This is a genomic window from Stenotrophomonas sp. 80084_Sma, assembly GCF_056481995.1.
Window position 1 is genome coordinate 3,380,192 of record NZ_CM151177.1, and the last position, 16,079, is coordinate 3,396,270.

Consider the following 16,079-nt stretch of genomic DNA (forward strand, 5'->3'; position numbering starts at 1 on the left):
CTCAGGCACATCCTTCAATCAGTTCAATCGCATCGCTGGTCCCCCAGTACATCTGGATGACCCTCCCTTCAAACAGTTCCACGCGGATGCCAAGGGCCGAGCCCGGGTCCTGCCAGGTGAGGTACTCGCCCTGGTCACCGTCGTAGGCATGCGGGCTGGATACCGGCGGCTTCGGGAACTGGGCCATGGCCTGGGCGCGGGTCATGCCGACACGCAGGCCGAACGGCCCGGGCTGCTGGGTCGGCGCCCCGCTCTCCGGATCCAGGCCGAGATCGAAACGGACGACGCGATCTTCATCGGTCATCATCGACACGCCCGGCGGCAGCCCCTTGCCGTCGTAGTACTCGCAACTGCCGCCGATGGCTTCGACCGCCCCTTGCGCGGTCCACGGCCCGAGTGCCTTCAGATCGGTCATATGCTGGCCGATCAGCACCTCGCCGGCATGGTCCAGCGCCACCGAGGCCACCGCGAGCGCGTCATCGCTGTCCTTATCTTCCACAGACGGCGGATCGTCAATCGGCGTACGCGCCATCGGGTCAAGATCATCGTTGGCGGCCTGCTGCACAGGCTGCGTGGTGGCCTTGGCGGCCGGTGCCAGCACCGGCGGCTCCGGCGGCTGGCACGCGGCCAAGCCCAGCGCCAGCAGCAGCACGCCGCTGTTCCGCAGCCGCGCGCTCACAGCACCAGCCCTTCGCGCGCGGCGATGGTGTGCACGTCCTTGTCGCCACGGCCGGACAGATTGCAGAGGACGATCTGGTCACGCGGACGACCGCGCGCCAGCTTGATCGCCTGTGCCAGCGCATGGCTGGATTCCAGCGCCGGCAGAATGCCTTCGGTGTGCGCCAGCAGGTGGAAGGCCTGCAGCGCTTCCTCGTCGGTGATGCCGAGGTAACGTGCGCGGCCGGTATCGGCCAGGAACGCGTGCTCCGGCCCGACACCCGGGTAGTCCAGGCCGGCTGATACCGAGTGGGTCTCGATGATCTGGCCGTCGTCGTCGCACAGCACATAGGTGCGGTTGCCGTGCAGCACGCCCGGCCGACCCGCCGCGATCGATGCAGCGTGGCGCCCGGTGCTGATGCCATCACCGGCAGCTTCGGCGCCGACGATCTCGACCTGACGATCATTGAGGAAGGCATGGAACAGGCCGATGGCATTGCTGCCGCCGCCGACGCAGGCGGTGATCGCATCCGGCAGGCGGCCGTACTCGGCCAGCATCTGCTCGCGTGCTTCGCGGCCGACGATGGCGTTGAAATCGCGCACCATGCGCGGGTACGGATCCGGACCAGCCACGGTGCCGATGATGTAGAAGGTGTCCTGCACGTTGGTGACCCAGTCGCGCATCGCTTCATTGAGCGCGTCCTTCAGGGTGGCCGAGCCGGAGGTGACCGGCACCACCGTCGCACCGAGCAGCTTCATGCGGTAGACGTTGATCTTCTGCCGCTCGATGTCGGTGGCGCCCATGTACACCACGCATTCCAGGCCCAAGCGCGCGGCAACGGTGGCACTGGCCACGCCATGCTGCCCGGCACCGGTCTCGGCGATGATGCGCTTCTTGCCCATCCGCGCGGCCAGCAGCGCCTGGCCGATGGTGTTGTTGATCTTGTGCGCACCGGTGTGGTTCAGGTCCTCGCGCTTGAGCAGGATCTGCGCACCGCCGACATGATCGCTCAGGCGCTGGGCGTGATAGATCGGGCTCGGCCGGCCCACGTAATGGGCCAGGTCGCGGTCATAGGCCAGCTGGAATTCGGGGTCCTGGCGGGCCTGGTCATAGGCCTGGGCCAGTTCCTGCAGCGGGCCGACCAGGGTTTCGGCAACGAAGCTGCCGCCGTAGCGGCCGAAGTGGCCCTGGGCATCCGGGAAGGCGTGGTAGTCGGCAATGGGGGAGGCAGACATGGAAGCGACCGCTGGTTCGAGACAGGTGGATACTCTAGCGCACGGGTCGTGACCGGAAAATGGATATTATCTGGCGCATATCGTCAGGAAATCTCACATGAGTCGTTCCCTGCTGCCTCCCCTCAATGCGCTGCGTGCGTTCGAGGCCACCGCCCGTCTGGGCGGGGTTGGGCGCGCCGCGCAGGACCTGCATGTCACCCACGGCGCGGTCAGCCGGCAACTGAAGCTGCTGGAGGATCATCTCGGCCTGGCATTGTTCCAGCGTGCCGGCCGCGGGCTGCGCCTGACCGCTGCGGGCACGCGACTGCAGGCCGCGTGCAGCGAGGCGTTCAGCGGCATCGAAGACTGCGTGCGCGAGCTGCGCCGGCCGACGGCGGCCCCAGCACTGGTGCTGGGCTGCAGCGGCAGCGTACTGGCGCGCTGGATGATCCCGCGCCTGCCCGTGCTGCAGGCCGCCCTGCCCGGCGTGCGCCTGCAGTGGTCGGCGCTGGATGGCAGTTTCACCGAAGCACAGGCGGCGCTGGATGCCGTGCTGCTGCTGGCGCAGGGGCCGTGGCCACGGGGCTGGCAGGTGCGTGAGCTGGCGCCGGAACGGGTCGGCGTGGTGGTGGCACCCTCGCATCCGGCCGCGCAGCGCCTGCGGCAGGTACCGCCCTCGGCGCTGCTGCAGGAAACGCTGCTGCACACCAGCTCACGGCCGCAGGCGTGGCCGGCGTGGGCGCAGGCGCACGATCTGGACACCGCGAAGCTGCAGCTGGGCACCGCTTTCGAACATCTGTACTACCTGCTGGAAGCAGCCGTGGCCGGGCTGGGCCCGGCGATCGCACCGGAGCCACTGGTGGCCGAAGATCTGGCAGCAGGCCGGCTGGTCGCACCGTGGGGGTTTACCGCCACCGGCGGCTTCTGGGTGCTGGCGCGGCCGGATGGCCCGGCCGATGCACGGGTGGACGCCCTGGCCGACTGGGCAGCAGCGCAACTGCAATGAGACGAGGCCCCGGGCGGCGTTCACCGCCCGGAGCCGGCAACACAGGCCTCAGCGACCGCCCATCGCGACCCGCTGCTGCTCCTCATGCACCTGCTGCTGGTGCGAAGGATCTGCCAGCAGCTTGGCACTGGTCTGCTCCAGCGACGGCGGCGCCTGGGCCAGGTCGACCGCGGTGCGGAAGCCCGGCGTCGTGCCCATCACGAACGCCTTGCCATCCTGCACCGTGATGCTCTGCAGCTTGTCGGCCGCGTCGATTCCGTTCTGCTTTGCATGCAGGGTGATATTGGCGGCAGCCTCTTCGGAAAACACGCTGGGAAGCTTGCTGCGGACGGCGTTGTGCAGTGCGTGGTCCGGATGCGATGCATCGTTCAGCGACGGCCCCTTCGGTACAGCCGCTGCAGGTTCATGGCCCTGCACACGGCCCGCCGCCAGCGCGGCAGCGGTCTGGCGACCGACAATTCCATCGGCCACCAGCCCCTGCTGTTTCTGCAGCGCGACCACCGCTTCGCGGGTGTGATCACCAAAACGACCATCCTCTGACAACCGATGGCCCTGCGCATCACGCACACCGAGCTGGTTGAGAGTCTGCTGCAACGCCTGCACGTCGGCGCCACGCTGCCCCTGCTTCATCACCTCGCTGGCCGCCGTGTGTGATGCAGCCGGCTGCACGGTGGCGGTTGGCCGGGACAGCGCAGGTTCGCCATTGCCGTGCAGCGGCGCGCGCACCTGGAATTCCGGCTTCGGTGTCAGCGCACCAACGATGCGGGTGCTTCCGCCATCCCAGTACCCGCCCGGCCGGATGGTGACTTCGGCCGGCCCGGTGCTTCCCTGTGAACCGATGAACTGGATGTTTCCCTGCGCGTCGTAGCCTTTGAAAATGCCGACATGCTGGCCCTGCGACGAGGAGAACATCAGGATGTCGCCCTGCTTCAGCGTTCCGTTCGGTTTGCGTGCTTCGGCAGCCGAGGTCACATCGAAATGCTCGCGTGCGTAAGCCGTGGTGTTCGCACCATTGAACAGCGTCGACGTAGTGAACCCCGCAGCGTTCTCGCCACGCACGTCGTAACCCGCGTTCTTCAGGCCGCGCCATACGAACGCCGAGCAATCCACGCCGAAGCGTCCGTCACCATCGAGGTCACGCTCCAGCCGGCTGCTGTCGCGACCCGGGCGCGGATGGTCCGGGCGCCCGTATTCGTACTGGCGGCCTGAGGCCATGAAATGCTGATAGGCCTCGTTGTAGAGCGCGGCACTGCCGACTGCAGCCGCGGCCTGGCCCGCAGCAGGCGCCGCCGCTGAAGGCGTCTGTACCTGCGGTTGGGTCTGGGCCTGCACGGGCGCGGCCGCCGGAGTGCGCGTGGGTGGCTGCTGCGTGGCAACCTCACCCGGCTGCCAGCCCTCGAAACGGCGGATGCCGTCGGCCAGCACTTCACGCTCGCGCACGCTCATCTGGCCGACGGTCTTCGAGCGCAGGTCGACACCCTGGCGATCGCCTTCGGCATAGATGGTGGCCGCCTGCTCCTTGTGGTGGGTGGTGCCGCTGTAATCCTTGGTGGAGTAGCTCGGCAGCATTTCCTCCACGGTCTTGTCGCCGAACCGGCGTTCGAGCAGCTGGATCTTCGCCACCCGGCCGGCTTCATAGCTTTCGAAAACCGCGTTGCCCCATTGGTCAAGATCGACCACGCCCTTGTAGCGCCCCTGCGCCGATTCCAGCGCCTGCTCGCGGGTACGCGGATTGGTTACCGTCTTGTCCGCGCTGCCGGCGAATTCAAACTTGAGGTTGCCAGGATTGTTGTTGCGCCACGAGACGCTGCCGCCTGATCGTTCGACGACACTGCCATCGTCCATTTCCAGCGTGCGCGTGGTACCTACGCTGCTGACCAGCCGGGTGATTTTTGGATCCGACATGAGCTGTTCCTTTGCCAGTGGTTGATTGGACCGCTCCCCTGGCGGTGATTACATTCCGTTGGAAAACACGTCGAGCACGTCCGCACTGACCCAGCCCTGTGCGCAGTTCCCGGCGTAACGTCCCGGCGCCGTCGCATGGCAGGCCTCGCCCCCCGTGGTCGCCAGGCCAGTGATCGGCCTGTCGCCATAGGTGTCACACAACGTGTTGCCCTTGCACTTGCCGACCGTCGCAGCGGGAACCGCAACGACGTAATAGAACAGCGGATTCTGTCCGGTACGCCCGATGCCCTGCACGCAGACCAGCTGCCCCTTCGACAGCTTCGCGGTCACGCTGGCCTTGCTGCCGGTGGATGGCACCGCACTCAACGTCTCCACGCCCTTGGCATCGGCTACGCCCGCGAAGAAACCCTGGTCGCCACAGTCCGGCGACAGTTCGACATCGTAGAAATCACCGCTGTCCACATCGCCGGCCGTGCAGCCGCTACCCGTACTGGCGTTGCTGCATTTCACGCCACTGGCCTGGATCAGCGCCGCCAGGCCGTCGGCAGCCGGTGCTGCCGCCGGAACCGTGGCCGGTGCTGTGGCAGGTGCATCTGCCGGTGCGGCAGCGGCCGGTGCCGATGCGGTCGGGGCGGATGAGTCACCAGCCGCACACGCGCCCAAGGCAAGCAGCAGACCGGGCACGAGCGTCAGGCGGGCCAGGCGGATACGGGGGAAAGAGAGATGGGGCATATCCATTGCGTCCTCGTTCGAAAGGTAAGGCGTATCTCAGGGGCGCGGCCAGCGACACGCACACGGCATCGCACCCAGCCAAGACAGGCTGGGCGCATTGTGTCCGATCAGATGTTCGGGGGGTGTCGACTTTTTGGCGCTGGAACCTGAATTACCCGAAAGCGTGATACTCATCGCATTCAGGATTCGCCCGCCTTCACGGCACGGCGGAATGCACCGTCGACGATGACATTCCGGGTGACCCCTCAGGTGACGCGGATCACTCCAGAACGGTGCAATCCGCGCGACGCACTTCTTCGACGAAGGTGCGCATTTTGTAGCCGTCCTTGATGCCCGGCTCCAGCTCGATGCCGCTGGAGACGTCCACGCCCCACGGCAGCGTCGCCAGCACAGCATCGTAGACGTTCTCAGGGTTCAGGCCACCGGCCAGCAGGAACGGCCGGTGCAACCCGGTCGGAACGCGGCCCCAGTCGAACGCCACGCCAGTGCCGCCACCGCCACCCGGGGCGTGGCTGTCGAACAGGAAGCCGGCAGCGCTGGGGTAGCGCAGCTGCAGGGTGCGGGCGTTGACCTCTTCACGGCCGCCCATGGCGATCGCCTTCAGGTACGGCATGTTGAAGCTGCGGCAGAAGCTTTCGTCTTCCTCACCATGGAACTGCAGCAGGGTCGGACGTACCGTACGCAGCACCTCGCGCACTTCCTCCTTGCTGTTGTTGCGGAACAGCGCCACCACGTCGACCATCGGCGCGATCGCCTGGCGCATCGCGCGGGCCTCGGCCGGTGCAACCCGGCGGCTGCTCTCGCGGGCAAAGATGAAACCCACTGCGTCCACGCCCAGCTCACCGGCCAGGCGGACGTCGCCGGCACGGGTCATTCCACAGAACTTGATGCGCGTACGGTAGTAGGAACGGCTCATAGCGTGACCTCGGCGGGCAGATGCCAGTTGTCGGGGTACAGGGGCCCAAGGAACACCAGGCCCTGCGGCGGTGCGGTGGGACCAGCTACGGTGCGGTCGCGCCCGGCCAGCAGTTCGGCGATCCATTCCACCGGTTTTTCGCCGCTGCCCACCAGGATCAACGATCCGACGATATTGCGGACCATGTGATGAAGAAATGCATTGCCACGTACTGCGACTTCGATCACTTCGCCATGACGGCTGACCTGCAGCGACTGCAGTTCACGCCGCGCATGCAGCGCCTGGCACTGCACCGAACGGAACGCGCTGAAGTCATTCTCACCAAGCAATGCCTGGCCGGCGGCATGCATCAGGGTCTCGTCCAGCGCACGGCGCTCCCAGCTCAGGGTCTGCCGGTCCAGCGCCGGCCGTACCTCGCGGTTGAGCAGCCGATAGCGATAGCGGCGCGCGCGCGCGGAGAAACGGGCGTGGAAATCATCGGCCACCGGCACGCACCAGCGCACCGCGATCGAGCGCGGCAGGCGGGTGGTGGTGCCGAGCATCCAGGCGCGCGGATCGCGCACCACGTCGGTATCGAAATGCACGACCTGGCACTGGCCATGCACGCCGGCATCGGTGCGGCCGGCGCAGATCACCTGCAGCGGCGCATCAGCCACCGATGACAGGGCCTGCTCGAGGCTGGCCTGCACGCTGGGACCACCCTCGCCCAGGTTCTGCCAGCCCCTGAAATCGCTGCCGTCGTACTCGACGCCAAGCGCATAACGCATGTGCTACCTCGATGTTGCGGATGGGGCGGCGCTCAGGCCGGATCGCGTTCGGACCAGACCGCCAGTTCGTTGCCACCGGGCTCGACGAACTGGAAGCGGCTGCCACCGGGGAAGGAAAACACCGCGCGCACGATCTCGCCGCCGGCGTCGCGCACGGCGGCCTCGACCGGTGCCAGTGCGTCGGCATACAGCACCAGCAGCGGTGCACCGCTGTCGCTGGCCCGCTGCGGCTGGCCACGGAAGAAGCCGCCCTGCAGGCGGCCATCGTCGAACGCCGTGTAGTCGCTGCCGTAGTCGACGAACGACCAGCCGAACACCTTCTCGAAGAAGGCACGGCTGGCAGCCGGGTCGCTGGACGCGAATTCAACGTAGTCGATGCGGCGTTCGCGGCTCATGGCAAGGTCCTTGTCGGCAGATTCGGTCACGGCAGGCGGGCCAGCAGTTCGCGGGCCTGGGCCTGGCTGTGCAGGTCACCGCCTTCGGCGACTTCCAGCAACAGGGTGCGCGCCGTCTGCGCGTCGCCCAGATCGAGGTAGGCAATGGCCAGTTCCAGGCGCTCCTGGCCGGCACGTGGCGACCAGCCGGCGTCGCCGGCAGGCGCGGCCGCGCTCGACGCGATGTCGTCGGAATGAGAGGCCTCGATGCTGCCATGGTCGATGCCGTCGATGGCTTCGGGATGAGCGGCATCCGCCGGCGCCTCGTTGTCATGCGCGTCGGCCGGCAGATCGAACACGCCGCGGAACTGCGGCTGCTGTTCGGCATGCAGTGCGTAGTCCGGCACCGCCACGTCGGCCGGCGCCTGCGGTACAACACGTTCGTCCTGCAGCGGCGCGGCGACGACAACCTCGTCGGCGGTGGTTGCGGAATCGTCCCAGCGCGGCAGATCGGTCACCGCTTCGGGCAAGGCCACCGCGTCCTCGTCGCGCAGCGTGTCGGCCTGCCAGTCGGCCCGTACCGCGTGCTCGGCGACGGGTTCGGCGACCACTACGTCGTGCACTTCGGTTTCGGTCGCCCAGTCGGGCATCGCCGGTTCCTGGCGGCCGTTGCCGGCAACAGCCGATGACCACGAGGACTGCTCGGCCAGCGTATCCAGCGCCGCACCCGCCGGCACCGCTGCGGCCAGGCCGGCGGCATCGTCTTCCTCACGCAGCGGCGGCAGCGGCGACGGCTTGCGACGACGCAGCAGCCAGGCGGCGCCCGCCGCCAGCAGCAGCACCGGCAGCCCCAGCCAGTACCACGGCGTTGCCGCATCGCGGGCATCCGGTGCCTGCGTCAGGCGCTGCTGCGCGGCGGCCAGGTCGTTGTCCTTCATCGCGATCAGCGACTGCTGCTGTTCCTTGAGCTTTTCAAGGTCGGCCACGCGCTGCTTCAGCTCGCCGATCTCGGCATCGCGGGTGGCGATGTCCTCACGCGCCTGGCGCAGTTGTTCGTTGCCCAGCATGTCACCCTCGCTGCCGGCAGCGGTGCCGGTGGTTGTGCCCGCGTGCGCGGCGTCGGACGCCAGCGCCGGAGCGATCTCAAGTCGTGCCCCATTGGCCGCAGCCGGGGAAGAAGCGTTCGTGGCTGCCGCCCTGGCAACCGGTGCGGCCATGCCCACCGGTTGCGGCACGGTACGTGCCTGCCGCCATTGCGCGGCATGCTCGCGCACGAGCGTCGCCGCTTCGGCAGCGTCGACCGCAGCAAGCGCATCACTGCCGGGCATGCGCAGCACCGCACCCTGCTTGAGCAGGTTGACGTTGCCGCGGATGAAGGCTTCGGGATTGGCACGCAGCAGGGCGATCATCGCGCGGTCGCGACTGACCTGGTTGCCACGTGCCACCGCACTGGCGATCTGCGACAGGGTCTGCCCGCGCTGCACGGTGATGCTGCCATCGGCCGCCGGTGCAGCAACTGGCGCGGAGGCCGCACGCGGGCGTGCCGGTGCTGGCGCCACCGCTGGTGGCGGCGTCGTGGGCGTCTCTGCTGCTGGCACCGAAGCCGGTGCAGGTTCGCGCACGATGGTATTGGAGAGCGTACCGGCCGGCGCGACGATTTCCGGCTCGGCCACGGCCAACGCACTGGGTGGCGCATCGACCAGTGCCGAGTACTCACGCACCAGGCGGCCCTGGCCCCAGTCGGCTTCGATCAGGAAGCTGAGCGACGGCGTCTCCACCGGCGCCTGCGAGGTGACGCGCACCACCGCCCTGCCCTGCGTGTCGCGGGTCAGTTCGAACTGCAGTTCACTGACCAGTCCGGTTGGCCGCTGCAGGCCGACACGTTCGAAGGTGACCGGTGAGGCCAGCGCCACGCGCAGGTTTTCCAGTTCGGACGGGTCCGCCGAGACCACCGGGATTTCGGCCAGCAGGGGCTGGCCCGGCTTGGACAGGACCCGGATGTCGCCCAACCCCAGGGCAAGCGCCGAACTGCTGGCCAGGGCGAGCAGTGCGGCGGACAGATAGGTGAGCGGGCGCTTTGCGCCCTTGGCCCGTTTATTCATGGGCAACACTATAAAGCGTGCGGACCGGGGTCCGCACCCACCGATGGGAGACCTTCGGTAGTGCCGGCCGCTGGCCGGCATACACGCACGCCCCCATCACGGCAATGCCGGCCAGCGGCCGGCACTACCGATGAGGCAACCGCTGTGATCAGCGCTGCTCGGCGGCGACCAGCTCGGCCAGCTGCACGGCATTCAACGCCGCGCCCTTGCGCACGTTGTCCGACACGATCCACAGGTTCAGGCCACGCGGGTGCGACAGGTCCTCGCGGATGCGGCCGACGTACACCGCGTCGGTACCCGACGCATGCGTGACCGGGGTCGGGTAGCCGCCAGCCTCGTGGCGATCCACCACTTCGATGCCCGGCGACTGCTCCAGCAGCGCGCGTGCTTCGGCCACGGTGACCTTGTCGCGGGTCTCGATCGCGACCGACTCGGAGTGGCCGTAGAACACCGGCACACGCACTGCAGTCGGGTTCACCAGGATGCTGTCGTCACCGAGGATCTTGCGGGTCTCCCAGATCAGCTTCATCTCTTCCTTGGTGAAGCCATTGTCCTGGAAGTCGTCGATGTGCGGGATCAGGTTGAAGGCGATCTGCACCGGGAAGCGCTGCGGATCGATTTCCTGGAAACTCAGCAGCTGGCCGGTCTGCTTGCCCAGCTCCTCGGTTGCCGAACGGCCACCGCCGGACACCGACTGGTAAGTGGAGACGTTGATGCGCTCGATGCCGTACTTGCGATGCAGCGGCGCCAGCGCCACCAGCATCTGCATGGTCGAGCAGTTCGGGTTGGCGATGATGCCGCGCGGACGGTTGGCGACCTGCTCCGGGTTGACCTCGGACACCACCAGCGGCACGTCATCGTCGTAACGGAAGGCCGAGGAGTTGTCGATCACCACCGCACCCGCTGCGGCGAACTTCGGTGCATATTCCTTCGACACGCTGCCGCCGGCCGAGAACAGGGCGATCTCGACGCCGCTCGGATCGAAGGTGGCCAGGTCCTGGACCTTGACCTTCTGGCCGTTGAACTCGATCTCGCCGCCGGCCGAACGCTCGGAGGCGAGGACGCTCAGGGTACCGACCGGGAAATCACGTTCGGCCAGGATCGACAACATGGTCTCGCCGACCGCACCGGTGGCACCGACGACGGCGACGTGGAAACTGCGCTGTGCATTGCTCATGGGGGAAACTCTCACGAAAACGGGGATGGGGAAAAAAACACGCACGACAGCTGGGTTCGGGGAACCTCCTCAAGCGGGGCGCGCGGAGGTTCCCTATCGTTTCCCGGTTTTTTTGCCCAGAGTCACGCGCGCGGCCATCGCCGCGTCAGCGTTGATCGCGCTCGGCATGCGCGATGGGCCGCCGTCCAGGCCGAGCCCGGCAACCAGATTATCCACGGCCAGCTGTACCATCGCCGTGCGCGTGGCCAGCGAGGCGCTGCCGATGTGCGGAGTGAGCACGACGTTGCGCAGCGCCAGCAGTTCGGGGCGTACCTTTGGCTCGCCTTCGTACACATCCAGACCCGCTGCAGCAAGGCGGCCGTTGGCCAGCGCATCGGCCAGCGCGATCTCATCGACCAGACCACCGCGGGCGATGTTCACCAGCGTCGCCGACGGCTTCATCTTCGCCAGCGCGGCGGCATCGATCAGGTGGTGCGAGGCCGGGGTATACGGCAGCACCAGCAGCAGGTGATCGGACTGCGCCAGCAGCGTGTCCAGGTCAACGTAACGGGCCGCCACCTCCGCTTCGGTCGCGGCCGGAAGCTGCGAACGGTTGTGGTAAAGCACCTTCATGCCGAAACCATGCGCGCCGCGACGGGCGATGCCCTGGCCGATGCGGCCCATGCCGAGGATACCCAGCGTGCTGCCGTGGATGTCGGCACCGAGCATGGTCTGGAACGACCACTGCTGCCACTGGCCTTCGCGCAGCCAGCGCTCGGATTCAGTGATGCGGCGCGCGGTGGCCATCAACAGAGCGAAACCGAGATCGGCGGTGGTTTCAGTCAGGACGTCCGGGGTATTGCTGGCGAGGATGCCGGCCGCGCTGAGCGCGTCGACGTCCAGGTTGTTGTAGCCCACCCCGACATTGGCGATCACCTGCAGCTGCGCGGCGCCGGACACCTGGGCCGCACCGATGCGCTCGTTGAGGGTGATGATGGCGCCGTCGGCGCTGGCCAGCTGTTCGGCGATCTGGTCGGGCGACCACGCGGTGACGGTGTCGGTGCTGCGCAGCTGCACTCGATCGCGCAGCGGCGCGATGGCCGCGTCGATCAGCGGCTGGCTCACCCACACGGTCGGCCGCGTGTCAGCCATCGATCTGCCCGGGAATACGCGGGGTGATCGTGCCAACATCGCCGCACTGCGCGCGATGACGCAGCGCCTGGTCCATCAGCACCATCGCCACCATCGCCTCGGCGATCGGGGTGGCGCGGATACCGACGCAGGGATCGTGGCGACCGGTGGTGACGACCTCCACCACGTTGCCGGCCGTGTCCAGCGACGGGCCGGGCAGGCGCAGGCTGGAAGTCGGCTTGAGCACGATCGAGGCGACCACCGGCTGGCCGGTGGAAATGCCACCGAGGATGCCGCCGGCATGGTTGCTGGCGAAGCCCTGCGGGGTCAGCAGGTCGCGGTGTTCGGTGCCCTTCTGTGCGGCGCTGGCGAAACCGTCGCCGATCTCAACGCCCTTCACCGCGTTGATGCTCATCAGCGCGGCAGCCAGTTCGCCATCGAGCTTGCCGTAGATCGGCTCGCCCCAGCCTGGCGGCACGTTGTCGGCCACCACGTCCACGCGCGCACCGACCGAATCACCGGACTTGCGCAGCGCATCCATGTACGCCTCCAGCTCGGGCACCTGTGCGGCGTGCGGCCAGAAGAAGGGATTGTCTTCCACCGCCGACCAGTCGAAACCGGCCGGGGTGATGTCGCCCAGCTGCGACAGGTAGCCGCGCACGGTCACGCCGAAGCGCTCGGCCAGCCATTTCTTGGCGACTACGCCGGCGGCCACGCGCATGGTGGTCTCGCGCGCGGAAGAACGGCCGCCACCGCGCGGGTCGCGGATGCCGTACTTGTGCCAGTAGCTGTAGTCGGCATGGCCCGGGCGGAACTGCTGGCCGATGTTGGCGTAGTCCTTGCTGCGCTGGTCGGTGTTGCGGATCAGCAGGGCGATCGGCGTGCCGGTGGTCAGGCCCTCGTACACGCCGGACAGGATCTCGACCTCGTCCGCCTCGCGGCGCGCTGAGGTGTGGCGGCTCTTGCCGGTAGCGCGACGCTGCAGGTCGTGGGCGAATTCGGCCGCGTCCAGCGCCAGCCCCGGAGGGCAGCCATCGATCACGCAGCCGATGGCCGGCCCGTGCGACTCGCCGAACGTGGTGACGGTGAACAGCTTGCCGAACGAATTGGAACTCACGGGCGCTGCGCCGCCAGTTCGGTGATGCGCGCGCTGTGGGCGATCAGCTCGCGGCATTCGACCGCGAAGATGCCCATCTGGCCAACCTTGAATTCGATCCAGGCGAAGTCGACTTCCGGCAGCAGCTTGATCAGGTGCTGCTCGGACTCGCCCACTTCACAGATCAGCAGGCCGTCCTCGCTCAGGTGCAGCGGGGCATCGCGCAGGATCTTCAGCACCAGGTCCAGGCCGTCGTCACCGGCACGCAGGCCCATCTCCGGCTCGTAGGAGTATTCCTGCGGCAGGGCATCGGTCTCGTCGTTGGTGACGTACGGGGGGTTGGTGACGATCAGGTCGTAGTGGCGACCGGTCAGGCCGTTGAACAGGTCCGACTTGAGCAGGGTCACGTTGTGCGCCTGCAGGCGTTCCTTGTTTTCCTCGGCCAGCGACAGCGCGTCGTCGCTCAGGTCGACACCGTCCACTTCCCAGTTCGGGTAATAGTGGCCCATGGCGATGGCGATGCAGCCCGAACCGGTGCACAGGTCCAGCGCACGGCTGACATCGCGGCCGGCCAACCACGGCTCGAAGCCGCACTCGATCAGTTCAGCGATCGGCGAGCGCGGCACCAGGGCGCGCTTGTCGCTCTTGAAGCTCAGACCGGCGAACCAGGCCTCACCGGTCAGGTAGGCGGCCGGGATGCGTTCGTCGATGCGACGCTGGAACAGTTCCAGCACACGCACCTTCTCTTCCTGCAGCAGACGCGCCTGGCCGTAGGCCGGGCCCAGATCGTGCGGCAGGTGCAGGCTGTGCAGCACCAGCTGGGTGGCCTCATCCAGCGCGTTGTCGTAGCTGTGCCCGAAGGTCAGCCCGGCTTCGTTGAAACGGCTGGTGCCGTAGCGGATCAGATCGATGATCGTGTGGAGTTCGGCGGCCGTTTCAGCGGTCATGGCGGTACTGCGGGCAAAGTGGCCCTCGATTATAGGGGCTGGCGCCCGCGGCGGCATCCGTTGCGGCAGAAACGATCGAGCCGCAGCCGGTATGATGGAGCCCACTTCGCGCGGGGGCTCCCATGTTCAATCGCAACGCCGGCATCATCCTGCTGATCGCCCTGGCGGCGGGTCTCGGCCTGCTGGCCGCCCAGCAGGTGTTCGCGCCGAAGCCGCCGGCCAATGCCCCGGCCACCGAAGCGATCACGCTGTACCCGCAGCCGCGCGAACTGCCCGACTTCAATCTGGCCCAGTCCGACGGCACCCGCCTGATCCCGGGCGAACTGAAGGGTCACTGGACCCTGGTGTTCTTGGGCTTCACCTTCTGCCCGGACGTCTGCCCGACCACCCTGGCCGAGCTGGCCGGCGCGCAGAACCAGTGGGAGGCCCTGCCCGACAGCCTGCGCCCGCGCGTGCTGTTCATCTCGGTCGACCCGGACCGTGACAGCGCCACCCGCCTCGGCGAGTACGTGCACGGCTTCCACAAGGACACTCTGGCCGCCACCGCCGATGTGCCCTCGCTGGAGCGCTTCGCCACCTCGCTGGGCTTCGTGTTCCAGAAGGTGCCGGGCAAGCACTTCGACGAGAACCCCGAGGATTACACCGTCGAGCACTCGGCCAGCCTGGCCGTGCTCGACCCGCAGGGCCGCCTTGCCGGCCTGGTGCGGCCCCCGTTCAACGCGCCGGCCATTGCCCGCGACCTGCAGAAGCTGACCGAGAAAACCGCCCCATGAGCCTCACCACCGCCCTGACGTACGCCCTGCCCCACCGCCTGCTGTCCTCGATGGCGCGTTCGCTGGCGTACTCGGACGATCCGCGCGTGTCGCGCTGGCTGATCGACACGGTCACCCGCAAGTTCAACGTCAATCTGGACGAAGCGGCCAACCCGGACCCGCGCAGCTATGCCACCTTCAACCAGTTCTTCACCCGTGCGCTGAAGCCGGGCGCGCGCGTGGCCGATGCCGATCCGCGCAGCCTGGTGATGCCGGCCGATGGCCGCATCAGCCAGCTCGGCAGGATCGAAGCCGGCCGCATCTTCCAGGCCAAGGGCCAGTCGTTCACCGCCGCCGAACTGCTGGGCAGTGACGAGGATGCCAAGCCGTACAACGACGGCCTGTACGCCACCGTGTACCTGTCGCCGCGCGACTACCATCGCGTGCACATGCCGTGGACCGGCACCCTGCGCGAAACCGTGCACGTGCCGGGCCGCCTGTTCAGCGTCGGCCCGGCCGCCGTCAACGGCGTGCCGCGCCTGTTCGCGCGCAACGAACGCCTGGTCTGCCATTTCGACACCAGCTTCGGCCCGATGGTCAGCGTGATGGTCGGTGCGCTGCTGGTGTCCGGCGTGGAAACCGTGTGGAGCGGCGAAGAAATTCCGGCCTACGGTGACCGCATCACCCGCAAGGACTACCGCGGCCGGGGCATCCAGCTGGAGCGTTTCGCCGAGATGGCGCGCTTCAACTACGGCTCGACCGTGATCGTGCTGCTGCCGCCGGGCGTAGCCGAGTTCGCCCCGCAGCTGGGCGCCGAAAGCCCGGTGCAGCTGGGCCAGGCGCTGGCGAAGCTGCGCTGACAAAAAAGGGGACGGAGGGGATTAAGTCGTTTATGCATAAACGACTTAATCCCCTCCGTCCCCTTTTTCCACAACGGAATGCCGGCCAGCGGCCGGCACTACCGGTACGCGCATTACTGCAGGGCTGGGGCCGGGCCGACGTCCATGCCGTCGTAGTCTTCCACGCCCTTTTCCGCGGCCAGGGCAGCGAATTCCTGGTTGCGGCGGTCCAGCGAGGCTTCGTCGTGGATCTCCACACGCTCCACGTGCAGCACGTGGAACGGCGCATCGCCCTCTTCCGGCTCCTGCTCGAACAGTTCCACGAAGGTATAGCCCTGCGCCTGCAGGTGCTCTGCCAGTGCCTGCAACGGCTCAGCCGTGGAGTGCACGAAGAAGTACCCCCACAGCAACGGGCCGGTGATGTCCCAGTCGGTGTTTTCGCGGAGGTTGGCGAACAGGTTGCGGGTGTCTTCGAGATCCATGT

16 protein-coding genes are annotated in these 16,079 nt (G+C 67.6%); 3 read left to right on the top strand and 13 right to left on the bottom strand.

Going from position 1 to position 16,079, the window contains the following annotated elements; translation table 11 throughout:
- Window position 1: 1 nt before the first annotated feature.
- Together ACZK3W_RS15765 and trpB are read right to left on the bottom strand one after the other, a co-directional pair.
- Entirely contained in the window at window positions 2-679 is a 678-nt protein-coding gene (locus tag ACZK3W_RS15765) for a hypothetical protein (RefSeq protein ID WP_197617187.1), read from the bottom strand.
- Entirely contained in the window at window positions 676-1,893 is a 1,218-nt protein-coding gene (trpB, locus tag ACZK3W_RS15770) for a tryptophan synthase subunit beta (protein WP_125895657.1), read from the bottom strand. Before trpB ends, ACZK3W_RS15765 begins: the two co-directional genes overlap by 4 nt.
- A 97-nt stretch (window positions 1,894-1,990) precedes the next feature.
- On the opposite strand from trpB, the gene ACZK3W_RS15775 reads away from it, so the two are divergent.
- Window positions 1,991-2,878 (top strand): LysR family transcriptional regulator, encoded by an 888-nt coding sequence (locus tag ACZK3W_RS15775; RefSeq protein ID WP_032128249.1) that lies wholly within the window; start codon window positions 1,991-1,993, stop codon window positions 2,876-2,878.
- Between the two features lie 48 nt (window positions 2,879-2,926).
- Here the strand turns inward: ACZK3W_RS15775 and ACZK3W_RS15780 are convergent, their stop codons facing one another.
- The 10 genes from ACZK3W_RS15780 to prmB form a co-directional block, all read right to left on the bottom strand.
- On the bottom strand, window positions 2,927-4,783 hold the full coding sequence (locus ACZK3W_RS15780) for a C40 family peptidase (protein ID WP_197617185.1): 1,857 nt from the start codon (window positions 4,781-4,783) through the stop codon (window positions 2,927-2,929).
- A 48-nt stretch (window positions 4,784-4,831) separates the two neighbouring features.
- Entirely contained in the window at window positions 4,832-5,521 is a 690-nt protein-coding gene (locus ACZK3W_RS15785) for a hypothetical protein (protein WP_180836626.1), read from the bottom strand.
- 253 nt (window positions 5,522-5,774) lie between these two features.
- Complete coding sequence (locus tag ACZK3W_RS15790; RefSeq protein ID WP_019660598.1) at window positions 5,775-6,431, bottom strand: phosphoribosylanthranilate isomerase; 657 nt, start codon at window positions 6,429-6,431, stop codon at window positions 5,775-5,777.
- Window positions 6,428-7,198 (bottom strand): tRNA pseudouridine(38-40) synthase TruA, encoded by a 771-nt coding sequence (truA, locus tag ACZK3W_RS15795; RefSeq protein WP_134952017.1) that lies wholly within the window; start codon window positions 7,196-7,198, stop codon window positions 6,428-6,430. The genes ACZK3W_RS15790 and truA overlap by 4 nt, the downstream gene beginning before the upstream one ends.
- A 32-nt stretch (window positions 7,199-7,230) precedes the next feature.
- Complete coding sequence (locus ACZK3W_RS15800; RefSeq protein WP_032128247.1) at window positions 7,231-7,593, bottom strand: VOC family protein; 363 nt, start codon at window positions 7,591-7,593, stop codon at window positions 7,231-7,233.
- A gap of 26 nt (window positions 7,594-7,619) precedes the next feature.
- Window positions 7,620-9,674 (bottom strand): FimV/HubP family polar landmark protein, encoded by a 2,055-nt coding sequence (locus tag ACZK3W_RS15805; protein ID WP_197617183.1) that lies wholly within the window; start codon window positions 9,672-9,674, stop codon window positions 7,620-7,622.
- A gap of 148 nt (window positions 9,675-9,822) precedes the next feature.
- Window positions 9,823-10,851 (bottom strand): aspartate-semialdehyde dehydrogenase, encoded by a 1,029-nt coding sequence (locus ACZK3W_RS15810; protein WP_012511725.1) that lies wholly within the window; start codon window positions 10,849-10,851, stop codon window positions 9,823-9,825.
- A gap of 93 nt (window positions 10,852-10,944) precedes the next feature.
- The gene (locus ACZK3W_RS15815) at window positions 10,945-11,982 is read right to left on the bottom strand and encodes a 2-hydroxyacid dehydrogenase (protein ID WP_125895652.1); all 1,038 of its coding nucleotides are present in this window, start codon (window positions 11,980-11,982) and stop codon (window positions 10,945-10,947) included.
- Window positions 11,975-13,078 (bottom strand): chorismate synthase, encoded by a 1,104-nt coding sequence (aroC, locus tag ACZK3W_RS15820; protein WP_010483045.1) that lies wholly within the window; start codon window positions 13,076-13,078, stop codon window positions 11,975-11,977. The genes ACZK3W_RS15815 and aroC overlap by 8 nt, the downstream gene beginning before the upstream one ends.
- Entirely contained in the window at window positions 13,075-14,004 is a 930-nt protein-coding gene (gene prmB / locus ACZK3W_RS15825) for a 50S ribosomal protein L3 N(5)-glutamine methyltransferase (protein WP_032128243.1), read from the bottom strand. The genes aroC and prmB overlap by 4 nt, the downstream gene beginning before the upstream one ends.
- Before the next feature lie 122 nt (window positions 14,005-14,126).
- Here prmB and ACZK3W_RS15830 point away from each other — a divergent pair, with 122 nt between their 5' ends.
- Both ACZK3W_RS15830 and asd read left to right on the top strand, forming a co-directional pair.
- The gene (locus ACZK3W_RS15830) at window positions 14,127-14,777 is read left to right on the top strand and encodes an SCO family protein (RefSeq protein ID WP_006381470.1); all 651 of its coding nucleotides are present in this window, start codon (window positions 14,127-14,129) and stop codon (window positions 14,775-14,777) included.
- Window positions 14,774-15,616, top strand: coding sequence for an archaetidylserine decarboxylase (gene asd / locus ACZK3W_RS15835; RefSeq protein ID WP_197615841.1), 843 nt, complete (start codon window positions 14,774-14,776; stop codon window positions 15,614-15,616). The genes ACZK3W_RS15830 and asd overlap by 4 nt, the downstream gene beginning before the upstream one ends.
- A gap of 113 nt (window positions 15,617-15,729) precedes the next feature.
- Here the strand turns inward: asd and ACZK3W_RS15840 are convergent, their stop codons facing one another.
- Window positions 15,730-16,077: a ribonuclease E inhibitor RraB gene (locus tag ACZK3W_RS15840; protein WP_071228773.1), complete on the bottom strand. Its 348-nt coding sequence runs from the start codon at window positions 16,075-16,077 to the stop codon at window positions 15,730-15,732.
- Window positions 16,078-16,079 lie beyond the last annotated feature (2 nt).

Bases quoted from the DNA above. Each gene is read 5' to 3' on its own strand.
- ACZK3W_RS15810 (WP_012511725.1), bottom strand. From the start codon at position 10,851: ATGAGCAATGCACAGCGCAGTTTCCACGTCGCCGTCGTCGGTGCCACC.
- ACZK3W_RS15840 (WP_071228773.1), bottom strand. From the start codon at position 16,077: ATGGATCTCGAAGACACCCGCAACCTGTTCGCCAACCTCCGCGAAAAC.
- ACZK3W_RS15790 (WP_019660598.1), bottom strand. From the start codon at position 6,431: ATGAGCCGTTCCTACTACCGTACGCGCATCAAGTTCTGTGGAATGACC.
- ACZK3W_RS15775 (WP_032128249.1), top strand. From the start codon at position 1,991: ATGAGTCGTTCCCTGCTGCCTCCCCTCAATGCGCTGCGTGCGTTCGAG.
- ACZK3W_RS15785 (WP_180836626.1), bottom strand. From the start codon at position 5,521: ATGGATATGCCCCATCTCTCTTTCCCCCGTATCCGCCTGGCCCGCCTG.
- truA (WP_134952017.1), bottom strand. From the start codon at position 7,198: ATGCGTTATGCGCTTGGCGTCGAGTACGACGGCAGCGATTTCAGGGGC.
- ACZK3W_RS15780 (WP_197617185.1), bottom strand. From the start codon at position 4,783: ATGTCGGATCCAAAAATCACCCGGCTGGTCAGCAGCGTAGGTACCACG.
- asd (WP_197615841.1), top strand. From the start codon at position 14,774: ATGAGCCTCACCACCGCCCTGACGTACGCCCTGCCCCACCGCCTGCTG.
- ACZK3W_RS15815 (WP_125895652.1), bottom strand. From the start codon at position 11,982: ATGGCTGACACGCGGCCGACCGTGTGGGTGAGCCAGCCGCTGATCGAC.
- prmB (WP_032128243.1), bottom strand. From the start codon at position 14,004: ATGACCGCTGAAACGGCCGCCGAACTCCACACGATCATCGATCTGATC.
- trpB (WP_125895657.1), bottom strand. From the start codon at position 1,893: ATGTCTGCCTCCCCCATTGCCGACTACCACGCCTTCCCGGATGCCCAG.
- ACZK3W_RS15805 (WP_197617183.1), bottom strand. From the start codon at position 9,674: ATGAATAAACGGGCCAAGGGCGCAAAGCGCCCGCTCACCTATCTGTCC.
- ACZK3W_RS15800 (WP_032128247.1), bottom strand. From the start codon at position 7,593: ATGAGCCGCGAACGCCGCATCGACTACGTTGAATTCGCGTCCAGCGAC.
- ACZK3W_RS15830 (WP_006381470.1), top strand. From the start codon at position 14,127: ATGTTCAATCGCAACGCCGGCATCATCCTGCTGATCGCCCTGGCGGCG.